Source organism: Duganella sp. CT11-25, from assembly GCF_047302815.1.
Classification (GTDB): domain Bacteria; phylum Pseudomonadota; class Gammaproteobacteria; order Burkholderiales; family Burkholderiaceae_D; genus Rugamonas.
On sequence record NZ_JBKBFD010000001.1, the window covers coordinates 1,071,527 to 1,096,279 of the forward strand.

Consider the following 24,753-nt stretch of genomic DNA (forward strand, 5'->3'; position numbering starts at 1 on the left):
AAAGATAAAATAGATCAAACGCTAAAAAGTATGTACGCGAAGAAAAACACATTTCCGAGCACATTATTTAATATACTTGCCGAACAAAAAGGGAATCCCGACAATGCAACACATAACGCTTTGGACGAATCTTTCCGGAATACCATTAAGCACCTTCTACCTCAGGGAGCTTGCCAAACTGATCTTGCGTGCAGCCCGCTATCCACAGCAAACTCACCGCTGGTTGAAATTTCTTAATTCCAATTCCGCATTGAGACAATTGACTTGGGCATGTCCTAAATTGGTCAGCAAGATTTACCATCCGTATCTAAACGATAAAATGAACTGCCAGGAAATTGTTTCTGTGCTTTCCGCGCATTACCAATTCATGTTGCAGCTCGGCTTCGGCTCGCTGTTGGTTCGCGCGGCGCGGGGCCGCGTGCCGCTATGTGAGATCGAAGGCAAACATGGCAGCGCCTACCAGCTCCAACTCAGTGCGGTGGCGCCGATGGAACGCGAAGGCGATTTATTGCTGCAACTAACACATGGCGATAGGACCATCTATTCTGTCGCCTTCAGTTTTTTCAAAAAAGGCTATGGAATGGCGGTGGGAATTGGGTGCATCCAAGGGCCCAACGGAGAAAACCGCCTTGAATGTGTACGCATGACAACCAGGGATTTTTATGGATTGCGGCCAAAAAACATAATGATTTACCTGGTCACGCAATTGGCATATGAATTCGGCTGCAAGGATATATTTCTAGTTGGGAACACCAACCGCGCCGCCGACTACGCAATAAGGAAAGCGCAGGTTTACGCGGACTACGACACCCTCTGGGTGGAGATGGGCGCAGCCAGATTACCGAACGGCGACTTCCAATTGACCTGCGCTGACCTGGACCCGCTCAATATTCACAAGGTTCCATCGAAAAAAAGATCCGAGGCAAAGAAAAGACATGAGATGCTGGTCACGTTTTGTCACTCCCTGAGAAACAGTATTAATCTGGAACGAACAAGATAAGTCCCTGGAGCGCTTGGCACGGGCCATATGGCCTCTGCCCGCCGCTCCTCAACGAAGTCAATGAAAGCGCTCAATTGGTGAATTTCGCAATTGCGCACTCACGGTGTTCATTGCACAATGTTGATATGAGACACTCGACACCCCTCCGCCATGCAGTCTTGCTGGCCTGCGCGCTTGCCGCCGCAGGCCCTGCCGGCGCCGCCGAGGGGGCTCCGCCCCAGTCTTACAACCCGGACTACTTCACGCAGTTTCAGGCCGGGACCGCGATGGACATGGTGACCCGCCTGCCCGGCTTCGTCTTCGACGGCGGGAATGCGGCGCGTGGCGCGGCCGGCAACGTACTCATCAACGGCAAGCGCCCCACCTCCAAAACCGATCCGCTCGGCGACGTGCTGGGCCGCATCCCGGCGGCGGGCGTCCTGCGCATCGACGTGATCAATGGCGGCGCGGGCGGCATCGATATGCAGGGCTACGCCACCGTGGCCAACATCCTGCTCAAACAGATGGACCTGGTTTCCGCCACCACCAGCGCATCCAGCTCTGTCATGCCCGACGGCAGCCTGCAGCCCTCGCTGGATGGCAGCTACAGCCTGAAACGCGGCGACAAGAACATCAACGTCACGCTGGGCTGGACCCGGTCGCCGGATACATCGCAAGGACATGGGCACCGGACCACGCTGTATGCCAACCCGTCCCCCGCCGCCGAGGTGGCGATCGAGGGCGCCGGCATTACCGAAAACAAGACGGTGAAGCTGAACTATGGACAAGACTTGCTGGACGGCCAACTGACCTGGAATGGCGCGGTCAATCCCTGGACTTACCAGTCGCAGGCCCGCAACGATGCCGTCACGGCTACACTGAACAGCAACGACAATGCCGGACGCACGCTGGAACAGGGCCTGGCCTATACCCGGGATTTGGCGCATGGCGCGAGCATGGACCTCAAGGCGCTCTATCGGACCGCCGAGGCAGCCGCCGAATCGACGACTGCCTCGGGCGGCAACACCTCGTATTGGATCGCGAATACCACGGCCAGCGAGCACATCCTCGCGGGTCAACTGAGCTGGCAGGCGCTGGACGGCGTCACGATACGCGGCGGTTTTGAACGCGCCGTCAACACCAACGACAGCGGCAACACCTATCAGGCCAACGCCTATGCCCCGGCCTCGCCCGCCGGCGGCGCCTGGGTGCAGGAATCGCGCGTCGAGGGCCAGCTGTCTTCGGCATGGCAAGTCGACAGTTCGCTCAGCGCCGAAGCCGGCTTGAAGATCTCGCACGCCAGCTTGAGCATGAGCGCCGATCAGGCGGAGCCCAAGGCCTACGTCTATCCCAAGCCGCGCCTGCGCCTGTCGCTGTCGCCTTCGCCGTCCTTGCAGCTGCGCTTGCGCATGGAGCGCGAGATCAGCCAGCTGAACTTTGGCGATGCCGCCGCGTATTTCGGCATCGCCGACAAAACGCTCCGGGCCGGCTACCCCGACGTCGTGCCGGCCAAGACCTGGCTGTGCGAAGGCACGGTCGAATACCGTTTCTGGGAACGGGGTGCCGCCATGCTGACCTACACGCAATCGCACATCAGCGACGTCATCGACCGCATGCCGATCCGCACACCGTCGGCAACCTACGACACCGCCGGCAATATCGGCGACGCCAACGCCGACAGCGTCACCGGCTTGCTGAACCTGCCCACCGACAGCTGGTCCCTGCCGCAGGGACTGCTCAAGCTGTCGACCACGTGGCGCTCCTCGTCCGTCACCGACCCCACTACGCTGGAGACGCGCCGGCTTTCCGGCGAATCTCCGCTGGCATGGCGGATCGAGTTTTCGCAGGACTTGCCGCGCCAGAGAACGGCCTGGGGCTTTTCCGTCGACAACGGCTGGAGCAACGACAACTGGCAGGTCGCCGAACGTGACAGCAGCAGCGGCACGGGCTGGGCCCGCGCCTTCGTCAACTACCGTCCAGCGTCGAACATGATGGTGACGCTGGAACTCAACAACCTTGCCGGGCGCGTCATCACCTATGACCGGACCCACTATGCCGGCGACCGGCTGGCCGGCGGCGTCGACTTCGTCGAGCACAACATCACCCGTACCCAGCCATTCGCCATGCTGCGGGTCCGCAGGGACTGGTAAGCGATCCGTTCGGGCAGGCGCACAGCCTTGCTTGCTCTCCTGCAGCTTCACCTCGGATGCATTACAATCGTTTCATTTCCTGAGGTACATGTATGACCGTCACCGACCAGCCGCACTATTCCGCCGAAGAGAAACGCAAGCGTATCTTTGCCATCATCAGCGCGTCCTCCGGCAACCTGGTGGAGTGGTTCGACTTCTACGTCTACTCCTTCGCATCGATTTACTTTGCCAGCCAGTTCTTCCCGAGCGGTAACTCCACCGCGGAATTCCTGAAGTCGGCCGCAGTGTTCGCGGTGGGCTTCCTGATGCGTCCCATCGGCGGCTGGATGTTCGGCCGCATCGCGGACCGTGTCGGCCGCAAGAAGTCGATGGTGGTGTCGGTGCTGATGATGTGCGCAGGCTCGCTGGCGATCGCGGTGCTGCCGACCTACGCCAGCATCGGCGTCGCCGCACCGATACTGCTGCTGATCATCCGTATGTTCCAGGGCCTGTCGGTAGGCGGCGAATACGGCACCACCGCGACCTATATGAGTGAAGTCGCCCTGCGCGGCCAGCGCGGCTTTTTCTCCTCCTTCCAGTACGTGACGCTGATCGGCGGCCAGTTGCTCGCCGTGTTGACGGTGGTGATACTGGAACAGTTCCTGACCGAGGCCGAGCTCAAGGCCTGGGGCTGGCGCATCCCGTTCGTGGTCGGCGCCATTGCGGCGCTGGTGTCGCTGGTGCTGCGCCGGACCTTGCACGAAACCAGCAAGGCCGAAGACTTGAATAAAAAGGAAGCGGGCACGTTGGCCGGCATCTTCAAGCATCACCGTGCCGCCTTCCTCACCGTGCTCGGCTATACCGCCGGCGGCTCGTTGATCTTCTATACCTTCACCACCTATATGCAAAAGTATCTGGTCAACACCGCCGGCATGCCGGCCAAGACCGCCAGCGTGGTCATGACCGGCGCGCTCTTCCTGTATATGTGCATGCAACCGCTGTTCGGCATGCTGGCCGACCGTATCGGCCGCCGCCATTCGATGATGCTGTTCGGCGCACTGGGGGCATTGGCGACGTATCCCATCCTCGAAATCCTTCGCGGGAACAACAGCAGCTACCTCGCCTTCGCGCTGATCACCGTGGCGTTGGCCATCGTCAGCTTGTACACCTCGATCAGCGGCCTGGTGAAGGCCGAAATGTTCCCGCCGGAAGTGCGCGCGCTGGGTGTCGGACTGTCCTACGCCATCGCCAACGCCATCTTCGGCGGTTCGGCGGAATTCGTCGGTCTCTCGCTCAAGAACCTGGGGCACGAGAACTGGTTCTTCATCTATGTCACCATCATGATGGTGATCGCCTTCCTGGTCAGCTTGCGCCTGCCCAAGACACCGTCGTATCTGCATACGGATCACTGAAGCGCCGCGCTTACTCCCACGCCCGCGCCAGCGAGCGGTACGCCGTCCACGTAAAGCCGGCGCCTACCGACAGTCCGCTGTTCCGACGGAACAGCGGACTGTCGCGGTTGGCCGCGTGCGTGTAATTGTCGTAGCGGGTGAAACCGAACACGCGCCAATCCGGCGACAGCCGGCGCGACAGGCTGAGGCCCAGCCGCGTCATCATCAGACCGCCTGTCGCCTGGTATGCCGGGCGCGCGGCGTTCGCGTATTGCGGCGCGACTTCATAAAAATACTGGTTCAGGCGTGCATTGCCGAACACCGCGCCCAGGTTGGCCTCGCCCTGCCACGTGCCGGTCTTGTCGCCGGCCTCGAACACCACGCGCGGTTCAAACACCAGGCCCTGGCGTGGAAAACCGCTTGCAAGCTCGACCGGCACCCGCAGCGGCAACTCCAGCCGCAAGCGGCTGGTAGCTGTCGGCTCGGCCAGCAGCACTTTCAGGCGCGGGCCAAACTCCAGCAGCGAGTTCAAGTCCGGCATGCCGGCGCGGGCCGCCACGTCGTCCGAACGGGCCGGCAGCGACAGCGCAAACCCCAGGTCGAGCTCGACCCGCTCGGTATTGATCAGGCGCGCGCCGATACCTGAACGGTCGGCGCGCAGCACCTTGCCGCGATAGATCAGGAGCGGCAACACCAACGCGCGCGTGGAATGGTCTTCGGCGCCCGGATAGGCCGGCGTGGAAGCCGCGCCGCCGAAGAGACCGACCTCCCACAACGGCAAATCCGGCGCCGGCGTGGGCACCGGCTGCTGAGCCCTGACTGACGCCATCAGCGCCAGCATTGCCACGCCGGCCCACCTGCGTGGCGTCATACGTGTACTCCGAAATGATGTGGGTGCATGGGACCTTCCTTCGGACGCTGTGCCGCGATTTGGATATCGGCACGATACCATGCCATCGCGACACCCGCCTCGCGGCGTGCCGGACTGCGGCCAAGGCCGGCGGGCGGCGCGCTCCCCTTACCGGCAGTCAGCGCAGCTCCGGCGTCAGTCCGGGTGCATCTGCGGGGCCGGTTGCACGCTGCTCTGAAGCACCGCCAGTTCGCCGGCGAAGGCGGCCACCGCGGCGGCGTGCCGGCCGCTCAGCACGTCCCGCTGGCGCAGGCACATGCTCGCCACCGGCAGCTTGTTGCACATGTCCGCCATGTCGTTCAGCACATTCTGGCCGCCACTACCGCCCATCGTACAAAACAGCCCGATGCGGCGGAAGTGCTCGCGCTGCAGCAGCAGATAGCTACGCATCGGCGCACTCATGTGTCCGGCCCATACCGGCGTGCCGAGCACGATGAACGGGTAGTCGGCGGGATGATGCTGCGGCGGCGCGATCTCGGCCGGCAAGCGGCGCAGCGCCTGCCACGCCGAGCGCAGATAGCCGCCGGCGCCGGTGCGCGGACGGTCTTCCTGTATCCGTTCGAGGTCCGCGCCGCAAGCATGCGCCAGCGCCTCCGCGACCTTGGCGGTGACCCCGGTACGGGAGTAGTACACGATCAGGCATGGTTTCATGGCGCCTCCCGGTCCGGAGGCGCCACGGACCGGAACACCAGGACCGGCAAGTGACTGTGCGTCAGCACTTTCTGTGTCTCGCTGCCCAGCAGCAGAGCCTGCATGCCGCTGCGTCCATGCGAGGCCATCGCCACCAGATCGCATTGGTGCCGGCGCGCGGCGTCGATGATGGCTTCATATGGATGCTCGTGCTCCATTGCCAGCGTCTCGCACGCGACGCCCTGCGCGCGCGACGCCGCGGCCACCCGTTCCAGGCAGGCGCGGGCGTGCGCGCTGCTGTGGACCGCATACTCTTCGGGCGTGTCGGCCAGCATCTCCGGCCGCGTGCTCAGCACATGGAACGGCGCGGTCACATGCAGCACCGTCAGGCGGGCGCCGCTGTCCTTGGCGAACGCCAGGCACGGCGCCATGGCGGCGATGGACGGCGCCTCGCCGTCCGTGGGAAACAAGATATGCTTAAACATGGAAGCCTCCTGTGAATGACGGACCATGCTAGCGCCGACACCAAAAGGCTGCCTTTGATCTCGATCAAAATACCTGGAAAACCGGCCCCGCCGGATGCCGACGGTTCCCGTATTCAAAAACGCTGTCAGCGCCCGGCGCTATATCAAGTTCGCCTTTGACATAGCGCAAACAGCGCGCCGGCGGCAGCGACCTTTTCATGCGCCGATCCTATACTTTTGACTGGGTCTAGCCACATCACTACCGCCGGAGGCCGTCATGCAACAAATATCCATTGAAATGCCGCTCGTCGCCCAATGTTCGGTTGTCGAATGCGCCTACAACAGCAACCAGTGCTGCCATGCCCGGGCCATCACCGTGGGCAACGGCGTCCATCCCGGCTGCGACACCTACCTGGCGGCCGCGCCGCACTCCGGGGAGACCCGGCGCAACGCCGGCGTCGGCGCATGCAAAGTATCTTCCTGCAGACACAACGAAGACTATGAGTGCGTCACCGAACAGATCACCGTCGGTCACGCCAGCGCCTCGGTGCGATGTCTCACCTATCAGGCGCGCTGAACCTCGTGCCTTGTTGGCGCCGGTGCGCGGAGCAGCGCCTGGCCACTGCCGGCTTACTGTGCAAGCCTGATCCAGCACGAGCCCTGCCTGCTGCTTTCCATGGCGGCGTCCATGAACTTCAGGCCGGCGACGCCGTCGTCCACATCCGGCATGCCGCGCGTCAGCGCGGGCATCGCCTGCCCCGCATCGATGGCATGGATCTGCGCGGCGGCATCGCGGTACAACTGCGCGAACGCCTCCAGATACCCTTCCGGATGGCCGGACGGCACACGGGTCGCCGCCTCCGCCGCCGCGCCGCGTACCCGGCCGCGCGTCAGTCGCTGGGCACAGCCACCCTGCGGCGTCAGCCACAGTTCGTTTGGATGTTCCTGTTCGAAGCTGAGACTGGCCTTGGTGCCGTACACGCGCAGCCGCAAGCCGTTCTCGCAGCCGGTCGCCATCTGGCTGCTCCACAACATGCCGCGCGCGCCATTGGCGTAGCGCAGCATGACCTGCACATGGTCGTCCAGCCGGCGCCCGGGGGTGAACGCATGCAGCTCGGCCAGGATCTCGTTCGGCAGCATCCCGCTGACATAGCCCGCCAGATGATAGGCATGGCTGCCGATATCGCCCAGGCAGCCGTTCGGGCCGGCGCGCAGCGGATCGTTATGCCAGTTATTGCGCTGGAAATCCTCGCTTTGGTTGGCCGCCTCGGCCAGCCAGTCCTGCGGATATTCCACCTGCACCAGCCGTACCTCGCCGATCTCGCCCGCCGCGACCATGGCGCGGGCGTGCCGCACCATCGGATAGCCGGCGTACACATGGGTCAGCGCGAAGACTTTATTCTGCTTGCGCGCCAGCGCCGCCAGCGCCTCGCCTTCGGCCAGCGAGATCGCCAGCGGCTTGTCGCAGATGACGTGGATGCCGGCTTCCAGGAAGGCCGTCGCCATCGGCGCGTGCAGGTAGTTGGGCGTGACGATGGCGACCGCGTCGATGCCGTCCGCCCTGGCCGCTTCCGCGCGCGCCATCTCCTGGTAGCCGGCGTAGCTGCGCGCCGGATCCAGCCGCAGGCCGGCGGCGCTGGCCGCCGCCCTTTCCGGATTGCTGGACAGGTTGGCCGCCACCAGTTCATAACAGTCGTCGAGCCGCCCTGCGATGCGGTGCACCGACCCGATAAAGGCGCCGTCGCCGCCGCCCACCATGCCCAGCCGAAGTCGTCGCGCCACGCTCATATCAGTTCTCCAGGCCCATCAGCGCGCGGACCTGGTGCAGGTCTGCGCCGCTGCCGGCAAAATCGTCAAACGCCCGCTCGGCCACACGGATGATGTGGCTGCGGATGAAGTCCGCGCCTTCGCGCGCACCGTCCTCGGGATGCTTCAGCGCGCATTCCCATTCCAGCACCGCCCAGCCCGGGTAGTCGTACTGCGCCATCTTGGAGAAGATCGCCTTGAAGTCGATCTGCCCGTCGCCCAGCGAGCGGAAGCGGCCGGCCCGTTGCTGCCAGCCCTGGTAGCCGCCATACACGCCCTGCCGCCCGTCGGGCCGGAACTCGGCGTCCTTGACGTGGAAGGCCTTGATGCGCTCGTGATAGATGTCGATGAAGGCCAGGTAGTCCAGCTGCTGCAGCACGAAATGGCTGGGATCGTACAAGATGTTGGCGCGCTTGTGGCCGCCCACCGCATCGAGAAAGCGCTCGAAGGTCACGCCGTCGTGCAGGTCCTCGCCCGGATGCAGCTCGTAGCAGAGATCCACGCCGGCATCCTCGAACGCGTTCAGGATCGGCAGCCAGCGGCGTCCCAGTTCGGCAAACGCTTCCTCGACCAGTCCGGCCGGGCGCTGCGGCCACGGATAGATGTAAGGCCAGGCCAGCGCGCCGGAAAAACTGACATGGGCCGTCAGGCCCAGCCGCTTGGAAGCGCGCGCGGCGCGCAGCAGCTGGTCGGCGGCCCAGGCCTGGCGCGCCGCCGGATCGCCACGCACATGCTGCGCCGCAAAGCCGTCGAACAGCGCATCGTAGGCTGGGTGCACGGCCACCAACTGGCCCTGCAAGTGCGTCGACAGCTCGGAAATCTGCAGGCCATGCGAGGCCAGCATGCCGCTCACGTCGTCGCAATAGGCCTGGCTGTCGGCGGCCTGCTCCAGGTCGAACAGGCGCGGATCGCATGGCAGCTGGATGGCTTTATAGCCCAGGCCGGATGCCCAGCCGGCCAGGTTCTCAAGACTATCGAATGGGACGTCATCGCCCATGAACTGCGCCAGGAAAATGGCCGGTCCCTTGATGGTTTTCATACTGGCTCCTGCTTAGTACGGCGAATCGGCGAAGTAAAACTGCTTGGCGTTGTCACGCGTGATCAGTACCGACGGGATGATGGTCTTGGCCGGCAAGGCTTCGCCTTTCAGGCGGGCGGTGGCGGTCATCTTGATGGCGTCGTAGATGAACTTCGGCGAATATGAGACGTCGGCCTGGATCAGCTTGTCGCCATCGATGATCTTCTTCACCGCGCTCTTGGCGCCGGCGCCACCGAACACTTCCTTGATGTCGGTGCGCTTGGCCTGCTCGATGGCTTTGATGACGCCGATAGCCATGTCGTCGTCGGCCGCCCAGACCGCATCGATCTGCTTGAAACGGGTCAGGTAATCCTGCATGACCTTGAAGGCGTCGTCGCGGTTCCAGTTGCCATACTTGGTGTCCAGCACCTTGATGCCGGGATGCGCCCGCAGTTCGGCATGGAAGGCGTCCACCCGCTCATTGTCCAGCGTGCTGGGCATGCCGCGCAGCACCACGATATTGCCCTTGCCGCCCATTTTCTTGCCCAGGTATTCAGCCGGCAGCTTGCCGAAAGCCGTGTTGTCGCCCGCCACATAGGCGTTCTGCGCCGCCGGATTGGTCAGGCCGCGGTCCACCACGGTGATGTACACGCCCTTGTTTTTCAGCTGCGTCACCGGCTGCGTCAGCGAGGCCGATTCCAGCGGGAAGATCACCAGCGCATTGATCTTGTTCACCACCAGCATGTCCTGTAGCTGGTTGGCCTGCTCCGGCGTGCTGCCCGCCGTCTTGATGATGATCTTCAGCGTCGGATTGGCCGCCTCCAGTTCCTTCTTGGCCTGGTTGGCCCACCAGACGATGCCGCCGGTGAAGCCGTGGGTCGCGGTCGGGATCGCCACGCCCAGCGTGATTTTTTCCGCCGAGACGGCGGAGCCGGCAGCCACGGCCAGCAGGCAGGCGCCAACGATGCGTTTCATTGAGATCATTTGTTTTTCCTTTGATTGAAAGAATTAGCGGCGGCCGCGCTGCATGTAGGCGACGGCGATAATCACCACGCCCTGCACGGCTGCGTTCAGGTGCACGCTGATGATGCTGGTCAGGTTGACGATGTTGCCGATGACCGACAACAGGATGGCGCCGATGACGGTGCCCATGATGCGTCCCGATCCGCCCTTGAGCGAGGTGCCGCCGACCACCACGGCGGCAATCGCTTCCAGCTCCCACAGGATGCCGGTGGTCGGCGTGGCCGAACCCAGGCGCGGCACATACAGGATGGTGGCGATGGCCACGCAGACGCCCAGCAGCAGATAGGTCAGCACCTTGACCTTGTCGACGCGGATCGCGGCGTAGCGCGCCACCTGTTCGCTGGAGCCGATGGCCTGCACATGCTGGCCGAACGCGGTACGGTTGAGTATCACGGCGCCGCCGGCCGCCACCAGCAGGAAGATCCACACCGGCACCGGCACGCCCAGCAGGCTCTGGTAGTAGACCGGGCTGTAGACATCGGCCACGGTGCTTTCCAGCGTCAGCGCGCCGCCGTCGGACAGGTAGGTCAGCGTGGCACGGAAGATGCCCAGCGTGCCCAGCGTGGCGATGAAGGGTTCGATGCGGCCGCGCGTGATCAGCAAGCCGTGGACGCCGCCCAGCACGCCGCCCAGCAGCAGCGCCAACGCGATCCCCAGCAGCACCGTGGCCAGCGGGCCGATGGGCTGTGCGGCGCCGGCCGCCGCGTTCATCAGCACGATCATCGCACCGGCGATCAGCGCCGCCATCGAGCCGACCGACAGGTCGATGCCGCCGGAAACGATCACAAAGGTCATGCCGACCGCGATGATGCCGATGAAGGCTGTCCGGGTCAGCACGTTCATCAGGTTGTCGATGGTGGCGAAGTCCGGGTTCAGCAGGCCGCCCGCGATGCACAGCAGGATCAGCGCCGCAACGGGGCCGTAGCCCCTGAAGCGCTCCAGCACCGGCAAGGCGAAGGGGAATTTAGTGGTGGGTATCGGTTGCATGGGAGATCAATTCTTCTTCGGTGAGATGGTCGTGGTCCAGCATGGCTTGCAGCTTGCCGCCGTGCAGGATCGCGACGCGGTGGCACAGGCCGATCAGTTCGATCAGTTCGGACGAGATGACGATGACGGCCTTGCCCTCGGCCGCCAGGCGATGGATCAGCTGGTAGATATCGCGCTTGGCGCCGACGTCGACGCCGCGCGTCGGCTCGTCCAGCACCACCACGCGCGGATCGCTCTGCAGGTACTTCGCCAGCGCCAGCTTCTGCTGGTTGCCGCCGGATAGCGCGCCCGCCTTGCAGTTGATGTCGCGCAGGCGGATGCCGAAATCGGCGATGGCCTGGTCCAGCGCGGCCCTGCCGCGTTTCAGGTCCAGCCATGGCCTGGCGTCGCGCTCCAGCGTCATCATGGTGAGGTTTTCGCGCAGGCCCAGGTTGACGTGCAGGCCCTTGCCCTTACGGTCCTCGCTCAGGTAGGTCAGGCCGTGCAGCATGGCCTGGCGCGGGCTGCGGATATCGACCGGCTGGCCGCCGATTTCAATCCGCCCGGACGAACGCGCGCGCAGGCCGAGCACGGCCTCGAAGGCTTCGGTACGGCCCGCGCCGACCAGGCCGCCGAAGCCGAGGATTTCACCGGCGCGCACCTCGAAGCCCAGGTCGCGCACCCAGCCGGGCACGCTCAAGCCCTCGACCTTGAGCAGCACTTGCGCGTCCGGCGCCGGCAATTGCTTGGCGAGGAACATATCCGACACGTCGCGCCCCACCATCAGGTTCGCCATCTGGTGGCGGTCGATATCGGCGGTCAGCGCGCGGCTGACGAAACGGCCGTCGCGCATCACCACCACTTCATCGGTATTGGCTTCCATCTCGTCCAGCTTGTGCGAGATGTAAACGATGGTCACGCCTTCCGACTTCAGCCGGGCCATCAGCTCGAACAGCTTGCGCGTCTCGCCGGACGACAAGCTGGCCGTCGGCTCATCCATGATCAGCAGGCGGGCCTTGCGGCTGAGCGCCTTGGCGATTTCCACCAGCTGCTTCTCGGCGACGATCAGGTCGGCCACCTTGGTGTCGGGGCTGACGTCCAGCCCCACCTGTTCCAGGCAGGCGGCGGCGCCGGCGCGCATGGCTTTCAGGTTCAGCAGCCAGCCGGCGCTTTGCTCGTGGCCCAGGAAAATATTCTGCGCGACCGTCAAATGCTCGGCCAGGTTGAATTCCTGATGGATCAGCGCGATGCCCAGCGCTTCCGCCTGGCGCGCGTCGGCAAAGCGGCGCTCGGTCCCATCGATCAGCAACTGGCCGCTGGTCGCCAGCTCGTAGCCGGCCAGGATCTTCATCAAGGTCGACTTGCCGGCGCCGTTCTCGCCCAGCAGGCCGTAGACGCGGCCGGGCTCCAGCGCGAAGTCGACCCCGTGCAGCACGCGCACCGGGCCGAACTCCTTGACGATGTGTTGAAAACGTACAGACAAACTCATGGACGTCCTTACTGCGCCGGCATCTTGGCCAGCACGCCCTGCAGGCCGCGCATCGAGGCCGCGACAGCTTCCAGCTGCCCCATGCCGTTCGGATATTCTTCCTGCTCGATGATGATCCACTCGGTGCCGCCGACGCTGCGTACCGCCTTGGTCAGGCCGGTCCAGTCGGTGCGGTCCTGGCCGATGATGGGGGTGCCGCTGGCGCCCTTGGCGAACTTGGCCTTGTAATGCGTGGTCACGGTGCGGCCCGGATACTTGTTCACCAGGTCGACCGGATCCTTGCCCGCATACGTGGTCCAGCCCACGTCCTGTTGCAGGATAAAGTCCTTGGGCGTGTTTTTGGCCAGCACATCCCAGTTGGTCTGGCCCTTGTCACCCAACATTTCCTGCTCGTGATTGTGATAGCCCAGCTTCATGCCCTGCCCGCCCAGCTTGACCGACAAGGCGCTCAGTTCCTTGGCCAGCTCGGCCGAACCTTCCCTGCTCGCACCGCGCCCGTCCATGGAAATGATCAGGCGGTTGCAACCGAGGGTCTTGTAAAACGCGGTGGTGGCCTTGAAGTTGGCGGCGTCCAGCTTGTCCACGTGCATGTGGGCGCCGGCGCATTGCAGGCCGGCCTTCTTCATGAAGGCGCTCAACCCTGCCGGATCGGCCTGGTACTTGCCGAACTCGCCGGCAAACTCGACGCCCTGGAAGCCCAGCTTTGCCAGCTTGTCCAGCGTGCCCTCGAAGTCCTGCTTGATCTCGTCCTTGACCGACCACAGCTGCACGCCCAGTCGCGGACTGGTGGCGGCGTGGGCAGTCGCCGCGGCCAAGCCGAAGCACAGAGTCAGGCACAGCGTCAGGGCATTGCGTTTGTATGCATTCATCTTCATTCCTTAGAGTTTGCCAAGTTTGAGTTGTTCAGCCGCGTAGGCGCAGGCACGCGCGGTGATCGCCATGAAAGTCAGGGACGGGTTCTGCCATGCGCCGGAACACATGCTGGCGCCGTCGGTCACGAACAGGTTCGGTACATCGTGCGACTGGTTGTAGCCGTTCAGCATCGAGGTCTTTGCGTCGCGCCCCATGCGCGCCGTGCCCATCTCGTGGATGGACAGGCCGGGAGCCCACTGCTCCACGGTCTTGTTGGATTTCTGGACGTCCTTGACGCCCAGCGATTCCAGGATGTTGGCGGCGGTATCGGCCATGTCTTCGCGCATCTTGACCTCGTTGGCCGAATAGGTGCAGTCGATGTGCAGCTGCGGCATGCCCCATTTGTCCTTCTTGGTGGGATGCAGGCTGACCATGTTGTCAAAGCGCGGCAGCATCTCCCCCTGGCCGAACAGGCCGAAGTGCCAATCGCCCGGCTTGCGTATCATGGCCTTGTAGTCCTTGCCGAAGCCTGGCTTGGAACCCTGCTGATGCCAGCCTTCGCGCGAGGCGCCGCCCGACAGCGCATAGCCGCGCAGGAAGCCGGGATGCTGGTCCTGCACGTTGCGGAAGCGCGGAATATACGGCGCGGTCGGGCGCCGGCCCGAGTAATAATCGTTCTCGTAGCCTTCGACGCGGCCGGAGGCGCCGGCGCCGAACAGGTGGTCCATCAGGTAGTGGCCCAGCACGCCGGACGAGTTGCCCAAGCCGGTGGGGAATGCCTCGGAGGTCGAGTTCAGCAAGACCTGCGTGCTGCCCAGCGTGGACGCGCACAGCAACACCACCTTGGCGTGGAACTCGCGGGTTTCCATCGTCTCGGCGTCGATCACCCGCACGCCGGTGGCGCGGTTGGTCTTGGCGTCGTAGAGCACGCTGTGCACGATGGCGTTGGTGGCGATGCTCAGGCGGCCGGTCGCGGCGGCGGCCGGCAGGGTCGAACTCTGGGTCGAGAAGTAGGCGCCGAAGGAACAGCCGCGCGCGCACATGCTGCGCGCCTGGCAGCTGCCGCGCCCCATTTCCAGGTGTTTCTCGGTGGGTGCGGTCAGATGGGCGCAACGGCCCATGATCATGCGCGCCGGCGCGAAGCTGGCGTCGAACTTCTTCTTCAGCGCGGCCTCGACGGTGTTGAATTCAAAGGCAGGCAGGAATTCGCTGTCCGGCAAGACCGCCATGTCTTCACGCGCGCCGCTGATGCCGACGTGACGCTCGACATGGCTGTACCACGGCTCCAGGTCCGCATAGCGGATCGGCCAGTCGGTGCCGTGACCGTCCCTGGCGTTGGCGCCGAAGTCGAGGTCGCTCCAGCGGTAGGACTGGCGCGCCCACATCAAGGACTTGCCGCCCAGCTGATTGCCGCGTATCCAGCTGAACGGACGGCCCTCCGGCGTGCTGTAAGGCATGTCGCGGTCGTTGTTGAAGAAGTGCTTGGTGTGGTCGTCGAACGCATAGCATTTGCGCTGCTCGGCGAACTGGTCCTGCGCCAGCTTTTCCTCGACCAGGCCGCGGTTGGGCAGCTTCCACTCGTCGACGCCTTCGCCGATGTAGTCGCTGCGGTGCTCGACCGGACGGCCGCGCTCGACCATGAGCGTGCGCAGGCCGCGCTCGCACAGTTCCTTGGCGGCCCAGCCGCCGGTGATGCCCGAGCCGACCACGATGGCGTCGAATGTTTCGGCGCTTTGCTTGATGTAGAAAGATGAAGGTTGGTTCATGTCAGATCGCCCAGGTGCGGGTGTTTTTGCGAACAGGGAAGTTGCCCTTGAAGCCTCCGGGCACCGGCAGGTAGGCCAGTTCGCGCGTCGCGCCGGCCTCCGAGGTGTAGTAGGCAAACAGGGTGTAGGACTTCAACTGGCGGAAAAACCGTTGGTCCTGCGCGGTGAACGGCGCCTTGCCGCCATCCATGGCATGCAGCAGCGCGACCCGCTGCCTGGCGGGCAGCGCCCTGAATGGTTTTCCCGCTTCGGCCAGCACAAGCGCGTCGACGCGCGCCAGTCCGGCGACAAAGCCCTGCTGCTCGGGCTCGGTGGCGCAGGCCAGCAACATGCGGTCGATGGTGCGGTGCGCGCCGACGGCCAACGCGCCCGGTGTGTCGGTCGCGGGAATGATGTGCTCGGCCAGCACGCCGGTCAGCGCCAGCGCCTCGGCGGACAGCAAGCCGGGGACGGCCGGCGCCTTGCCGGCGGCCGCCAGCGCCGCCAAGGCGTCGCCGGACAATGCCAGGCCACACAGGCCGGCTAATTTGATGAGAGCGGATCTGCGTCCGTCGATCTCTCGTTCAGTTTGCAACATGTCTCCTCCAGGAATCCTCGTTTCAACTACTCCTTCGGACCGTCCCCGCCCGCCCGGAGGCAAGCAAGGACAGCTGATACTGTTTGGGCGTGATGCCGACCACGCTGCGGAAAATCTTGGTGAAATAGCTCTGCCCGCAAAAGCCGGTCTCCACCGCCACGCGCGCGATGCTGTGCGAGCCCGGCAGCAAGCGGCAGGCTTCGTGTATTTTCATGCGCAGGATGTATTGCTTGGGCGTCAGCGAAAAATGCTGCTTGAATTTGCGCTCGAAAGTGGACAGCGACATGCAGGACAGGCTGGCAAGATGGTCGATGCCGATATCTTCGGTCAGGTGCGCTTGCAGGTATTCGATGCAGCTTTTGAAAACGTGGAAGGGCGCGATGACTTCCTGCGAACGCTGCGCGTCGCGGCTGAAGCCCTCCACGCCGACAATCTCGCCGTGGCGGTCGCGCAGCGGCGCCTTGGTGGTGAACAGCCAGGTCAACGATCCGTTATTGCCATCGATGACTTCCAGCTTGTTTTTGACGGCGACGCCGTTTTCCATCACCTGCAAGTCGTCGACGCGGATGCGGTCGGCGATATCGTGACGGAAGAAATCATGGTCGGACTTGCCGATGATGTCTTTCACACCGGAAAGAGAATGTTGTTCTTGCAACAACCGGTTGCCCCAGACAAATTGGCCGGCCCGGTTCTTGGCGAAGTAGTAGGTGTCCTGCAAATCATCGAACAGGACGCTGGGCGTGGAGATGCCGTGGCGGGTGAAAAAATCGGCGCACTCGGAAGCGGGCGCGGCCGATGCCGCGCCGGTACGGACCCGGGATTTTTGGTGGTTTTCCGTTGCGGGATCGGCGGTCGCCACCACCATTCCCATCCTGATCATCCTCGTGCTCATCGCAATCCGCCATTCGCTAGTCTGGCGAGAATGGTAGCATCGACAACATCGGCGAAGTATTAAAAAATCGGAAAAATTTATAACAAAATCGGCAAGCGATGAATGTCAATCAGCCGGGCGCGCCGCGCATGTAATTCAATTGCCAGGTATGGCCGTCCAGGTCCTCGAACCCGTGCCCGTACATGAAACCGTGATCTTCGGCGGCGCCGGTCGCCTTGCCGCCGGCGGCCAGGGCCTTGGCCACCAGGCTGTCAACTTCCTCACGGCTCTCGCAGGTCAGGCAAACCCACATTTCAATCGTTTCACGCGGATTGGTGATTTTCTTGCTGGTGAAGGTATTGAAGAACGCTTCCGTCATCAGCATGGCGTAGATGCTGTCTTCGGCAATGACCATCAAGGCCGCGCTTTCATTCGAGAACATGGGATTGAAGGCATATCCCAGCGCACTGAAAAATGCCTTCGACTTGTCAAGGTCCTTGACCGACATATTCACAATCATTTGCTTGTTCATGGTGCGTCCTTTCGAATTAACGGTTTGATCCGGCGTGTATTGCAATGAATACCTGCTACGACGTTCAGCCTGCGCAGAATTCGACATGACGGCGACAATTTTTGCGTTGAGGTACTGTAAAATTGCCGTCCCAACACGTATACCTCAGCCTCCGAGTGAAATGAGATCGATCGTCCAGCAGCTTGCCATCCTGGCCTTCCTGGTACTTCAAACCGGCTGCGCGGGCGTCCCGAGCCGCGCGGATCTACCAGCGGAAAATACACCCTACACGATCCATCTGGTTCAATATGGCTGGCACACGGCGCTGCTGTTGGACGGCCCATCCACCCTCTCCCGCAGCACAAAACTGGGGACCGATTTTCACGACAATAAATATTTACTGATTGGCTGGGGAGACGGCGAGTATTTTGTGGCGGAGCACCCGCCCTGGTCCAAGGCGGTCAAGGCTTTGGTCGCCTCCGATTACCCGGCCTTGCAGGTGGCCGGCAGGGAAACCAATCCTCCTGTTGGCCTGGAAGCGAGCGAGAGCGTTCCGCTGGCGATCACGGAGCGCGGTTATCAAAAACTGGTCGAGTATATCGACCGCAGCATTGCCGCCGATCCTGACGGCAAGCCTATCTATCTGGGCAAGCAGGCAGCGAATCCCGACCGGTTTTATCAGGCGACCGGCAATTACAGCCTATTCAGCAACTGTAATTCGTGGCTGGCGGGCGCGCTGCGGGCCGCGGACATGCCGATTTCCGGTTTCGATTTGACCGCGCGCAGCGTGTTCGAACAGGCCGCGCGCATCTCAAAATTACAGCAAGAAACCGCAGTGAGCCTGCCGGTCAAAGCGCAGGCTATTTGAGGCGGCGGATCTTACTTGGCTTCAGCTGCAGCCTTAGGCTTGCGCGGCGCGCGCGGCTTCTTTGGCTTTTCCGCTGCGGCGGCCTGGCCCTTGCCCTTCACCGATTCCACCAGCGCGGCGACGTAGGCGTTGCGCGCGGTCTGGGCGATCGCGATTTGCTGCTGGAGACGCGCCAATTCGGCATCCACCAGCTGAACGTTCGTCGCTTGCATTTTTGCGGCTTCGCTCAGGTTGGCGGCGGTATAAGACGTTCCATTGATCGTAATGTATTGCGGCAGACTCATTGTTTTCCTTGTTCAAGTACGAGATTGACATCCCAACGGCCGCAATTGTATGCCCTGGCCTCCAACCTCGCAACGGCATGCGCCCCGAACTTCGGTTGCCTGCTTCATGTTGGAGCCTGTTGGGGCCGCGAAAACAGCCGCTCGATTTCTTCCAGCGACTTACCCTTGGTTTCAGGAAGAAAGAACGCGGAGGTCACAAAGTACAGCACCGTGCAGGCGGTCCAGAACAGGAACATCACATGGAAGCCATAATTCCCGACGATCGGCAGGAAAGCGCCGGCGATCAGCGTGCCGGTACCCTGGTTGATCAGCAGTGCCACGCCCATGCCCACCGAGCGTATCCGCGTCGGCATGAGCTCCGACAGCGCCAGCCAGACACACACCCCAGGCCCGATCGAGAAAAAGGCAATAAAGCCGGCAATGCACAGGGCCGCCAACAGGCCGGTCGTACGGCTTGGGGTCGGTCCGACAGCGGCGCGTAGAATCCGCAGCGGCGCTTGCCCGGCAGCCGCACTGGCCGCCTGCACTTGCACGTGCTGGGCCGCATACACTTGCCGCGCCGCATACAGCGCCTCACGCGAGGCCGGCGGCAGCGTTGCGATCAGCTGCTGCGCCGGTTCCGCCGCAGCGCCCGTGCCGCGTCCGCTCCATGCCAGTTGCGCCTGCTCCAGCAGCGCACGTTGGCCGGCCGGCAGGGCCCGCGTAACGTCGGCCGCGCGTTTTAACACGGCTTGCGATGCTGCGGTCGGCGTGTAGGCCTCGGCCACCTGCTGGTGATCGCCATACTGATACAGGATGCTGAGCTGTACCGCCCCTTGCCCGGCCCAGCGGGCATCGGCCAGATTGAAGTCGAGACGGTTGTCCCTGACCAGCGCCGCCACTTCCGCGCGCACATCCACGCGCTGCGACTCGAAGCGGTGGAACAGCAAAGCCAGCAGGCACAGTGACACGATGATGCCGCCGGTGCCCAGATTCAGCAGGAACACCCTGCCCTTGCGTTCGACCAGCACGATCGCCACCACCGTCATCACCGAATTGAGTATCTTGATGACCGTGCCGTAACCGGCTGCCGCCACCGGGTCCAGGCCGGCCTTCTGCAAAATGGTGGACATGAACTGCAACACCGAGTTGATGCCGGTCGCCTGATTGCAGCCCAGGATAATGCAGGCCAGGATGAACGGCAGCACATAACGGCGCTCGGTCAGCATCTCCACCGCTGCCGCCACGGGCGACGACTTCGGCCGCGCCCGTTCCGCCGCCAGCGCGCTGCCGATCTCGTTAAACTCCGCCTCAGCGAGCGCCGGCGGCAGCAGGCGCGCCAATGCGGTGCGGGCTTTCCCCGGCCGCTCATGGCGTATCAGCCAGCGCGGCGACTCCGACACCAGGCAGCAACCCAGCAAAAACAGCGCGCCCGGATACATCACGGTCAGGAACATGCTGCGCCAGGCATGGTCGGCCGCGGCCACGATACGTTGCTGATCCGAACCGGCAGCCTGTATCTCCAGCTCCGCGTTGCCCAGATAGTGGTTGCCAACAAAGGCCGCCAGCACAATACCGGCCGTCAGCATGAACTGGAACACCGCCACCCCGCGTCCCCGCTGGGCGGCGGGCAGACACTCGGCCAGGTACAGGGGCACCACCACCGCGATGACGCCGCCGCTCATGCCCTGCAGCAGACGGCCCAGCATCAGGGGCACGAAGGACTGCGACAGATAGATCACCGCCACGCTGCCGACAAACATCAGCGCACTCACCACCATCATCGGCTTGCGGCCCAGCCAGTCGGCCAGCGCGCCCGCCAACACCGATCCCAGGATGGAGCCGGCCAGCACCGCCGCCACCACCAGCGACAGCTGGCCTTCCGACAGGCTGGTGGAGCGGTTCAGGTAAGGCAGGGCCGGGTCGATGATGCCGATATCAATCCCGTACAGCAGCCCCGCAAGGCCGCTGACCACCGCCAAAAACATCGGATAGGTTTTTTGTGAAAACATGGCGTCTCCTTCAACGTGGCCAGCGTGGGCCGTCGGCAGTGCGGTAATTGACGTCTTGCACATCGAGGCGCTGCAACGACGACGGCAGGCGCTGTTGGAACTTGCCGTAGTCCTTCAGCGGCTTCGGCGTCCACAGCACTTCCGCCATCGCCAGCAGGCGCGGCCAGGCCATGTATTCCACCTCGCGCGGCCCCTGCATGTATTCGGTCCACAACTGCGCCTGGCTGCCCAGCACATGTTGCGCCAACTCCGGCGGCATCGCGGCGGGCAGCGGCTCGTAGGCATACACATGGTCCAGCGGATTGACCGCGCGCGCGCCCGGCGGCTCGCGGTAGCCTGGCGTGTTGGCCGGGATTTGAGCGTAGTCGAGATAGGTGTCGCGCTCCGGCGTCATCACCACATCGTGGCCAGCGCTGGCGGCCTTCAGGCCGCCCTCCTCGCCGCGCCAGCTCATCACGGTGGCTCCCGGCGCCAGGCCACCCTCCAGAATTTCATCCCAGCCGATCAGGCGACGGCCGTGCTGCGCCAGATAGACGTCCATCTGGCCAATGAACCAGCTTTGCAGCTGATGCAGGGCAGGATGCTCGGCCGGCTTGCCTTGTGCGTCCTTGTAGTTCTGGATGTCCTCCAGCGTCGTGGACGCCGGCACCAACCGCAGCGTCTTCATGCGCGCCAGCGCCGCCGGCGAATGCGCCCATTCGATCTTCGGGCACTCGTCGCCGCCAACGTGGATGTACTGGCTAGGGAACAGCGTCAGCACTTCATCCATCACCTGCCGCAGGAAGCGCACGGTGCTTTCCTCGGGGCTGAACACCTGCGTGATCACGCCCCATTCACGGCCGACCGGCAGCTTCACGCCGGGCTGATTGCCCAGTTCGGGATAGGCGGCAATCGCTGCCAGCGCATGGCCCGGCATCTCGATCTCCGGCACCACCGTGACGTGGCGCGCGGCGGCATAAGCCACCACTTCGCGGATGTCGTCCTGCGTGTAGTAGCCACCGTGCGGCTGGCCGTCGTAACGCAGGCCCGGCGGATCGCCGGGACGCGGCGTCAGTTGGGTCTCGCTGCGCCATGCGCCCACCTGTGTCAGCAAGGGGAAGCGCTTGATCTCGATGCGCCAGCCCTGGTCGTCGGTCAGGTGCCAGTGGAACACGTTCATCTTGTTCTGCGCCAGCAGCTCGATGTGCTTGAGCACAAAGCTCTTCGGCATGAAGTGGCGCGCCGTATCCAGATGGCTGCCGCGCCAGCCGAAGCGGGGCTGGTCTTCGATGGTGGCGGCAGGCAGTTGCCAGCGGCGGCGTACTTCGGCCTTGCGGTAGATATCGGCGGGCAGCATCTGGCGCAGCGTCTGCACGCCGTAGAACAGGCCCGCCGATTCGGCAGCGGTGATGGTCACGCCGCGCGCATCGCTGACCAGGCGATAGCCTTCCTTGCCCAGCGAACCCAGTTTCTTGTCCAGTTTGAGGCGGATGGCATTGACGCCGTCGCGTGCGGCCACCGGCAGTTCAAAACCGGTGGCCGGGCGCAGATAATCGCGCAGCATCTGTGCTTCAGCCAGCGCCGCGCCATCGGCAACGATGCGGGTGCCGGACGTCAGCGAAAACTCGCCCGCATTGCGCTGCAGATGCGCGGGCAGCGGCACGATCTCCTGGGCTCCTGCGGCCCCCATCAAACCTAACAAACATGACACAAGAACTTGTAAACGCATACTCTCACCTCAAACGTAAAATGAAAACAGAGCCGGTTATTCCTCGCGGGTCCAGACCAGTTCAATGGCGGCCGCGCTCCCGCGCGGCCGGTAAAGCAGTGAAACGGTATCCAGTTCGGCGCGGTCCAGCCTTATCTTGCTCTCGACTAGAAAATAGTCGCTGCGCAAGCCGACGCGCACGCCATCCAGCACCGTGCTGTCGGGCAGCGCTGCCCGCAGTTCCGCCATGCCGCGGAAGTAAGCCTGACGACGGCGGTCCGCCAGCTGGCGCGCCTGCGGCAGAGACAATCGCGTCACTGCCGCCAATAGCTCGGGAGCGGCGGTATCCAGATTGAGATCGGCCGGCGTCGGCAACAAGACGATAAAGGCAGCCAGTGCCGCCAGCACCGGCTGCGTGTAGCCCCGCACGCTGGACAGCTCATCGACCCGCCTCAGCGCCGCCTGACGCTGGACGCCGCCTTCGCCCTGCTGGCCGGCGGCGATTGCCTGCGCGGTGCGCAAGGCCAGTGCCGGATCAAGCCGCAGGCTGGCGAGCAAACGTTCGTAGAGACGGATTTCGGCCAGATTCAAGCTGCGTCCGCTGGCCAGGTTGGCGAGGTTGTAGCGCGACTGCGCATCAATGAGGCGGCTGGCGAGACTGGCGCGGGATCCTGCTTCCGCCGTTGGATCACGGTCAAAGTAGCGGTCCAGCTGGATCTCGGCTGGCTGCATATTCCATGCGCCGTCCAACGTGGTCAGTTCGGGAGAACGCTCGCTGTCATCGCGCAGTATCTGCCGGCTCCAATCCAGACCGGCGCGCTGCGCCCATTGCGTCTGCAGATGCAGGCGCTGATTTTCCATCGCGCGCACCTGTACCTGCTGGTGCCAGAACACGCCGGCGACAGCGCTGACCGCCAAGGTCGTGATCAACAGCGCGGTAACCAGTGCGATCCCGCGCTGCCGAGGGCATCCGCCGTCGCGCCGCATCAGCCGCCTCCCAGCATGAACATGCGCACCAATGGCGCAACGCCGCCGGCGGGACGCAATATCACTTGCAGTCCCAAAGCATCCGTCGCGACCGGCCGCACGACGCGTCGGGTATGCAGCCGGGGCCCGGCCGCCGCGGCGACCGGCTGCCACGCGCCGCCGCTCCAGGTTTGCAGCTCAAAGGCCGATACCTGCCGATCCAGCGCGACACCCGCCAGCGGCGCCACGCCCGATACCGCCGTCCTCCAGGCCGCCCGCAGTTGCGCGAGATCGCGCGTAACTGCAGAGGTGCTGCGTGTCAGCTGAGCGCCGTCGACCTGGTACACCACCACCTGCATCTGGTCGGCGCCGCCTTCGCCGGTGACGCCGCGCAGCAGCACCAGCCGTCCCTGGGCGGCCGATAAAGTAGACTGGCCGTCAAGCGCCGCGCTGCGCATCAACTGGGCGCAATCGGCTTCCAGCTGCGCGAAGGCCAGCTGATGTCCGCGCATGGATTCCAGTTGTGCCGTCAGCGCCACGCGCGCGGCCAGTATGCCATCCAGTGCGCGCCATCCCATCACCGTCATCAGCGACAACAGCAGCATCGTCACCAATAGCTCGACCAGCGACATGCCGCGCGGGCGCCGGGCATGGTGGACCGGCCTGGTCACCGGCGCCCCTGTATGCGCTGCCACTCCAGACCCGGGCGGTCGACGCGGAATTGCAGCAGTTGCTGATGCTCGACTTCAGTCACATACACGGTGCGGCCATCCGGCCCGCCAAAGCACAGATTGCTGGGGCGCGCGCCCGACAAGGGGATTTCCCGCAGCAGCTTGCCGTCAGGCGCCAGCTTGACCACCGTGCCCTTGCCAAAACGGCTCACGTACAGATTGCCGTCGACATCCACGCGCATGCCGTCCATGCCGAAATCTTCAAAGCGATGCAACAGCCGCCGGTCTGACAGTGTGCCGTCGGCGCCGATGGCGAAGGCCCAGATATTCCGCTGCACGCTTTCATTCACATACAAGATGCGGCCGTCCGGGCTCACCTCGATGCCATTGGCCGTGCCCAGTCCATCTGCCGCCAGACTAACCTTGCCGTCACGGTCGATACGCCACACGCGGCCGGTATTGTGTTCCCAGTCAGGATCGCTGGCATACAGCACCCCATCCGCCGTGATGGCCAGATCGTTCGGCTGGCGCATGCCGGCCTCGTGCGCGTACAACTGTGGCGTGTCGCCGCCTGGCGCGATGCGGAAAATATTGTGACCGACATAGTCGGCCACAAACAGCGCGCCATGCCGATCAAAGCGCAGGCCGTTGGGCACCGAGGCGCCTGGCAGCACGGCGAACTCGCGCGCCACGCCTCGCGGGCTGACGATGCCGATGGTCTGCTGGCGACTGAAATTGACCGCATAGATATTTCCTGCCGCGTCCACCGCCGGCCCTTCTATGCCGGCGGTGAAACTGCGTTCCGCTGTCAGCGGCGTGACCACAAACAAATCCTCCGCCATGGAAGGTGTAGTCCAGCCCAATCCCGCCGACAGCAGAAACGCAATCATCAAACGCATGCAAT

General features: G+C 63.7%; 24 protein-coding genes. 5 read left to right on the top strand and 19 right to left on the bottom strand.

The genetic code is table 11. From position 1 onward, the window contains the following. Positions 1-103: 103 nt before the first annotated feature. The 3 genes from ACEN9F_RS04200 (at position 104) to ACEN9F_RS04210 (ending at position 4,520) form a co-directional block, all read left to right on the top strand. Entirely contained in the window at positions 104-1,000 is an 897-nt protein-coding gene (locus tag ACEN9F_RS04200; protein WP_413418132.1) for a DUF535 family protein, read from the top strand. Between the two features lie 125 nt (positions 1,001-1,125). After that, entirely contained in the window at positions 1,126-3,129 is a 2,004-nt protein-coding gene (locus tag ACEN9F_RS04205; protein WP_413418134.1) for a hypothetical protein, read from the top strand. 92 nt (positions 3,130-3,221) lie between these two features. Beyond that, positions 3,222-4,520 carry an MFS family transporter gene (locus ACEN9F_RS04210; protein ID WP_413418136.1) on the top strand — a complete coding sequence of 433 codons (1,299 nt, stop codon included), beginning with the start codon at positions 3,222-3,224 and terminating at the stop codon, positions 4,518-4,520. A 10-nt stretch (positions 4,521-4,530) separates the two neighbouring features. Here the strand turns inward: ACEN9F_RS04210 and ACEN9F_RS04215 are convergent, their stop codons facing one another. The 3 genes from ACEN9F_RS04215 to ACEN9F_RS04225 all read right to left on the bottom strand — a co-directional run bounded on the left by ACEN9F_RS04215 (position 4,531) and on the right by ACEN9F_RS04225 (position 6,524). Then, positions 4,531-5,370, bottom strand: coding sequence for a MipA/OmpV family protein (locus ACEN9F_RS04215; protein WP_413418138.1), 840 nt, complete (start codon positions 5,368-5,370; stop codon positions 4,531-4,533). 174 nt (positions 5,371-5,544) lie between these two features. Further along, a complete protein-coding gene (locus ACEN9F_RS04220; protein WP_413418140.1) occupies positions 5,545-6,060 on the bottom strand; it encodes a flavodoxin family protein in 516 nt (171 codons plus the stop codon). After that, positions 6,057-6,524: a universal stress protein gene (locus tag ACEN9F_RS04225; RefSeq protein WP_413418142.1), complete on the bottom strand. Its 468-nt coding sequence runs from the start codon at positions 6,522-6,524 to the stop codon at positions 6,057-6,059. The genes ACEN9F_RS04220 and ACEN9F_RS04225 overlap by 4 nt, the downstream gene beginning before the upstream one ends. A 256-nt stretch (positions 6,525-6,780) precedes the next feature. Between ACEN9F_RS04225 and ACEN9F_RS04230 the strand changes: the two genes are divergently transcribed. Beyond that, complete coding sequence (locus ACEN9F_RS04230) at positions 6,781-7,080, top strand: DUF1540 domain-containing protein (protein ID WP_413418144.1); 300 nt, start codon at positions 6,781-6,783, stop codon at positions 7,078-7,080. Positions 7,081-7,133: 53 nt separating this feature from the next. Here the strand turns inward: ACEN9F_RS04230 and ACEN9F_RS04235 are convergent, their stop codons facing one another. The 10 genes from ACEN9F_RS04235 to ACEN9F_RS04280 form a co-directional block, all read right to left on the bottom strand. After that, on the bottom strand, positions 7,134-8,291 hold the full coding sequence (locus ACEN9F_RS04235) for a Gfo/Idh/MocA family protein (RefSeq protein ID WP_413418146.1): 1,158 nt from the start codon (positions 8,289-8,291) through the stop codon (positions 7,134-7,136). Between the two features lies 1 nt (position 8,292). After that, complete coding sequence (locus ACEN9F_RS04240; protein ID WP_413418148.1) at positions 8,293-9,348, bottom strand: sugar phosphate isomerase/epimerase family protein; 1,056 nt, start codon at positions 9,346-9,348, stop codon at positions 8,293-8,295. A 12-nt stretch (positions 9,349-9,360) separates the two neighbouring features. Then, the gene (locus ACEN9F_RS04245; RefSeq protein WP_413418150.1) at positions 9,361-10,311 is read right to left on the bottom strand and encodes a substrate-binding domain-containing protein; all 951 of its coding nucleotides are present in this window, start codon (positions 10,309-10,311) and stop codon (positions 9,361-9,363) included. A gap of 24 nt (positions 10,312-10,335) precedes the next feature. Then, positions 10,336-11,337 (bottom strand): ABC transporter permease, encoded by a 1,002-nt coding sequence (locus ACEN9F_RS04250; protein ID WP_413418152.1) that lies wholly within the window; start codon positions 11,335-11,337, stop codon positions 10,336-10,338. Continuing rightward, positions 11,315-12,805 (bottom strand): sugar ABC transporter ATP-binding protein, encoded by a 1,491-nt coding sequence (locus tag ACEN9F_RS04255; protein WP_413418154.1) that lies wholly within the window; start codon positions 12,803-12,805, stop codon positions 11,315-11,317. The genes ACEN9F_RS04250 and ACEN9F_RS04255 overlap by 23 nt, the downstream gene beginning before the upstream one ends. Positions 12,806-12,813: 8 nt before the next feature. Continuing rightward, complete coding sequence (locus tag ACEN9F_RS04260) at positions 12,814-13,674, bottom strand: sugar phosphate isomerase/epimerase family protein (RefSeq protein WP_413418156.1); 861 nt, start codon at positions 13,672-13,674, stop codon at positions 12,814-12,816. Positions 13,675-13,683: 9 nt separating this feature from the next. Continuing rightward, the gene (locus ACEN9F_RS04265) at positions 13,684-15,423 is read right to left on the bottom strand and encodes a GMC oxidoreductase (RefSeq protein ID WP_413418158.1); all 1,740 of its coding nucleotides are present in this window, start codon (positions 15,421-15,423) and stop codon (positions 13,684-13,686) included. Between the two features lies 1 nt (position 15,424). Next, the gene (locus ACEN9F_RS04270; protein ID WP_413418160.1) at positions 15,425-16,000 is read right to left on the bottom strand and encodes a gluconate 2-dehydrogenase subunit 3 family protein; all 576 of its coding nucleotides are present in this window, start codon (positions 15,998-16,000) and stop codon (positions 15,425-15,427) included. Positions 16,001-16,022: 22 nt separating this feature from the next. Next, positions 16,023-16,880, bottom strand: coding sequence for a helix-turn-helix domain-containing protein (locus tag ACEN9F_RS04275; protein ID WP_413418162.1), 858 nt, complete (start codon positions 16,878-16,880; stop codon positions 16,023-16,025). Positions 16,881-17,001: 121 nt separating this feature from the next. Continuing rightward, positions 17,002-17,403 (bottom strand): VOC family protein, encoded by a 402-nt coding sequence (locus ACEN9F_RS04280; RefSeq protein WP_413426964.1) that lies wholly within the window; start codon positions 17,401-17,403, stop codon positions 17,002-17,004. 160 nt (positions 17,404-17,563) lie between these two features. On the opposite strand from ACEN9F_RS04280, the gene ACEN9F_RS04285 reads away from it, so the two are divergent. Then, positions 17,564-18,250, top strand: coding sequence for a DUF2459 domain-containing protein (locus ACEN9F_RS04285; protein ID WP_413418164.1), 687 nt, complete (start codon positions 17,564-17,566; stop codon positions 18,248-18,250). Between the two features lie 11 nt (positions 18,251-18,261). Here the strand turns inward: ACEN9F_RS04285 and ACEN9F_RS04290 are convergent, their stop codons facing one another. The 6 genes from ACEN9F_RS04290 to ACEN9F_RS04315 form a co-directional block, all read right to left on the bottom strand. After that, positions 18,262-18,534 carry a hypothetical protein gene (locus ACEN9F_RS04290; protein WP_413418166.1) on the bottom strand — a complete coding sequence of 91 codons (273 nt, stop codon included), beginning with the start codon at positions 18,532-18,534 and terminating at the stop codon, positions 18,262-18,264. A 104-nt stretch (positions 18,535-18,638) separates the two neighbouring features. Further along, the gene (locus ACEN9F_RS04295; protein WP_413418168.1) at positions 18,639-20,525 is read right to left on the bottom strand and encodes an MFS transporter; all 1,887 of its coding nucleotides are present in this window, start codon (positions 20,523-20,525) and stop codon (positions 18,639-18,641) included. A 10-nt stretch (positions 20,526-20,535) separates the two neighbouring features. Next, the gene (locus ACEN9F_RS04300) at positions 20,536-22,194 is read right to left on the bottom strand and encodes a beta-N-acetylhexosaminidase (protein ID WP_413418170.1); all 1,659 of its coding nucleotides are present in this window, start codon (positions 22,192-22,194) and stop codon (positions 20,536-20,538) included. A gap of 75 nt (positions 22,195-22,269) precedes the next feature. After that, on the bottom strand, positions 22,270-23,199 hold the full coding sequence (gene gspK / locus ACEN9F_RS04305; RefSeq protein ID WP_413418172.1) for a type II secretion system minor pseudopilin GspK: 930 nt from the start codon (positions 23,197-23,199) through the stop codon (positions 22,270-22,272). Beyond that, positions 23,199-23,849: a type II secretion system protein J gene (locus ACEN9F_RS04310; RefSeq protein WP_413418174.1), complete on the bottom strand. Its 651-nt coding sequence runs from the start codon at positions 23,847-23,849 to the stop codon at positions 23,199-23,201. The genes gspK and ACEN9F_RS04310 overlap by 1 nt, the downstream gene beginning before the upstream one ends. Continuing rightward, positions 23,846-24,748, bottom strand: coding sequence for an SMP-30/gluconolactonase/LRE family protein (locus tag ACEN9F_RS04315; RefSeq protein WP_413418176.1), 903 nt, complete (start codon positions 24,746-24,748; stop codon positions 23,846-23,848). The genes ACEN9F_RS04310 and ACEN9F_RS04315 overlap by 4 nt, the downstream gene beginning before the upstream one ends. Between the last annotated feature and the right edge of the window lie 5 nt (positions 24,749-24,753).

Coding starts and splice junctions, on each gene's coding strand:
- ACEN9F_RS04300 (WP_413418170.1), bottom strand. CDS start 22,194: ATGGGGGCCGCAGGAGCCCAGGAGATCGTGCCGCTGCCCGCGCATCTG.
- ACEN9F_RS04245 (WP_413418150.1), bottom strand. CDS start 10,311: ATGATCTCAATGAAACGCATCGTTGGCGCCTGCCTGCTGGCCGTGGCT.
- ACEN9F_RS04295 (WP_413418168.1), bottom strand. CDS start 20,525: ATGTTTTCACAAAAAACCTATCCGATGTTTTTGGCGGTGGTCAGCGGC.
- ACEN9F_RS04290 (WP_413418166.1), bottom strand. CDS start 18,534: ATGAGTCTGCCGCAATACATTACGATCAATGGAACGTCTTATACCGCC.
- ACEN9F_RS04285 (WP_413418164.1), top strand. CDS start 17,564: ATGAGATCGATCGTCCAGCAGCTTGCCATCCTGGCCTTCCTGGTACTT.
- ACEN9F_RS04240 (WP_413418148.1), bottom strand. CDS start 9,348: ATGAAAACCATCAAGGGACCGGCCATTTTCCTGGCGCAGTTCATGGGC.
- gspK (WP_413418172.1), bottom strand. CDS start 23,199: ATGCGGCGCGACGGCGGATGCCCTCGGCAGCGCGGGATCGCACTGGTT.
- ACEN9F_RS04275 (WP_413418162.1), bottom strand. CDS start 16,880: ATGATCAGGATGGGAATGGTGGTGGCGACCGCCGATCCCGCAACGGAA.
- ACEN9F_RS04270 (WP_413418160.1), bottom strand. CDS start 16,000: ATGTTGCAAACTGAACGAGAGATCGACGGACGCAGATCCGCTCTCATC.
- ACEN9F_RS04215 (WP_413418138.1), bottom strand. CDS start 5,370: ATGACGCCACGCAGGTGGGCCGGCGTGGCAATGCTGGCGCTGATGGCG.
- ACEN9F_RS04255 (WP_413418154.1), bottom strand. CDS start 12,805: ATGAGTTTGTCTGTACGTTTTCAACACATCGTCAAGGAGTTCGGCCCG.
- ACEN9F_RS04235 (WP_413418146.1), bottom strand. CDS start 8,291: ATGAGCGTGGCGCGACGACTTCGGCTGGGCATGGTGGGCGGCGGCGAC.
- ACEN9F_RS04265 (WP_413418158.1), bottom strand. CDS start 15,423: ATGAACCAACCTTCATCTTTCTACATCAAGCAAAGCGCCGAAACATTC.
- ACEN9F_RS04200 (WP_413418132.1), top strand. CDS start 104: ATGCAACACATAACGCTTTGGACGAATCTTTCCGGAATACCATTAAGC.
- ACEN9F_RS04205 (WP_413418134.1), top strand. CDS start 1,126: ATGAGACACTCGACACCCCTCCGCCATGCAGTCTTGCTGGCCTGCGCG.
- ACEN9F_RS04210 (WP_413418136.1), top strand. CDS start 3,222: ATGACCGTCACCGACCAGCCGCACTATTCCGCCGAAGAGAAACGCAAG.
- ACEN9F_RS04225 (WP_413418142.1), bottom strand. CDS start 6,524: ATGTTTAAGCATATCTTGTTTCCCACGGACGGCGAGGCGCCGTCCATC.
- ACEN9F_RS04250 (WP_413418152.1), bottom strand. CDS start 11,337: ATGCAACCGATACCCACCACTAAATTCCCCTTCGCCTTGCCGGTGCTG.
- ACEN9F_RS04220 (WP_413418140.1), bottom strand. CDS start 6,060: ATGAAACCATGCCTGATCGTGTACTACTCCCGTACCGGGGTCACCGCC.
- ACEN9F_RS04280 (WP_413426964.1), bottom strand. CDS start 17,403: ATGAACAAGCAAATGATTGTGAATATGTCGGTCAAGGACCTTGACAAG.
- ACEN9F_RS04315 (WP_413418176.1), bottom strand. CDS start 24,748: ATGCGTTTGATGATTGCGTTTCTGCTGTCGGCGGGATTGGGCTGGACT.
- ACEN9F_RS04260 (WP_413418156.1), bottom strand. CDS start 13,674: ATGAATGCATACAAACGCAATGCCCTGACGCTGTGCCTGACTCTGTGC.
- ACEN9F_RS04230 (WP_413418144.1), top strand. CDS start 6,781: ATGCAACAAATATCCATTGAAATGCCGCTCGTCGCCCAATGTTCGGTT.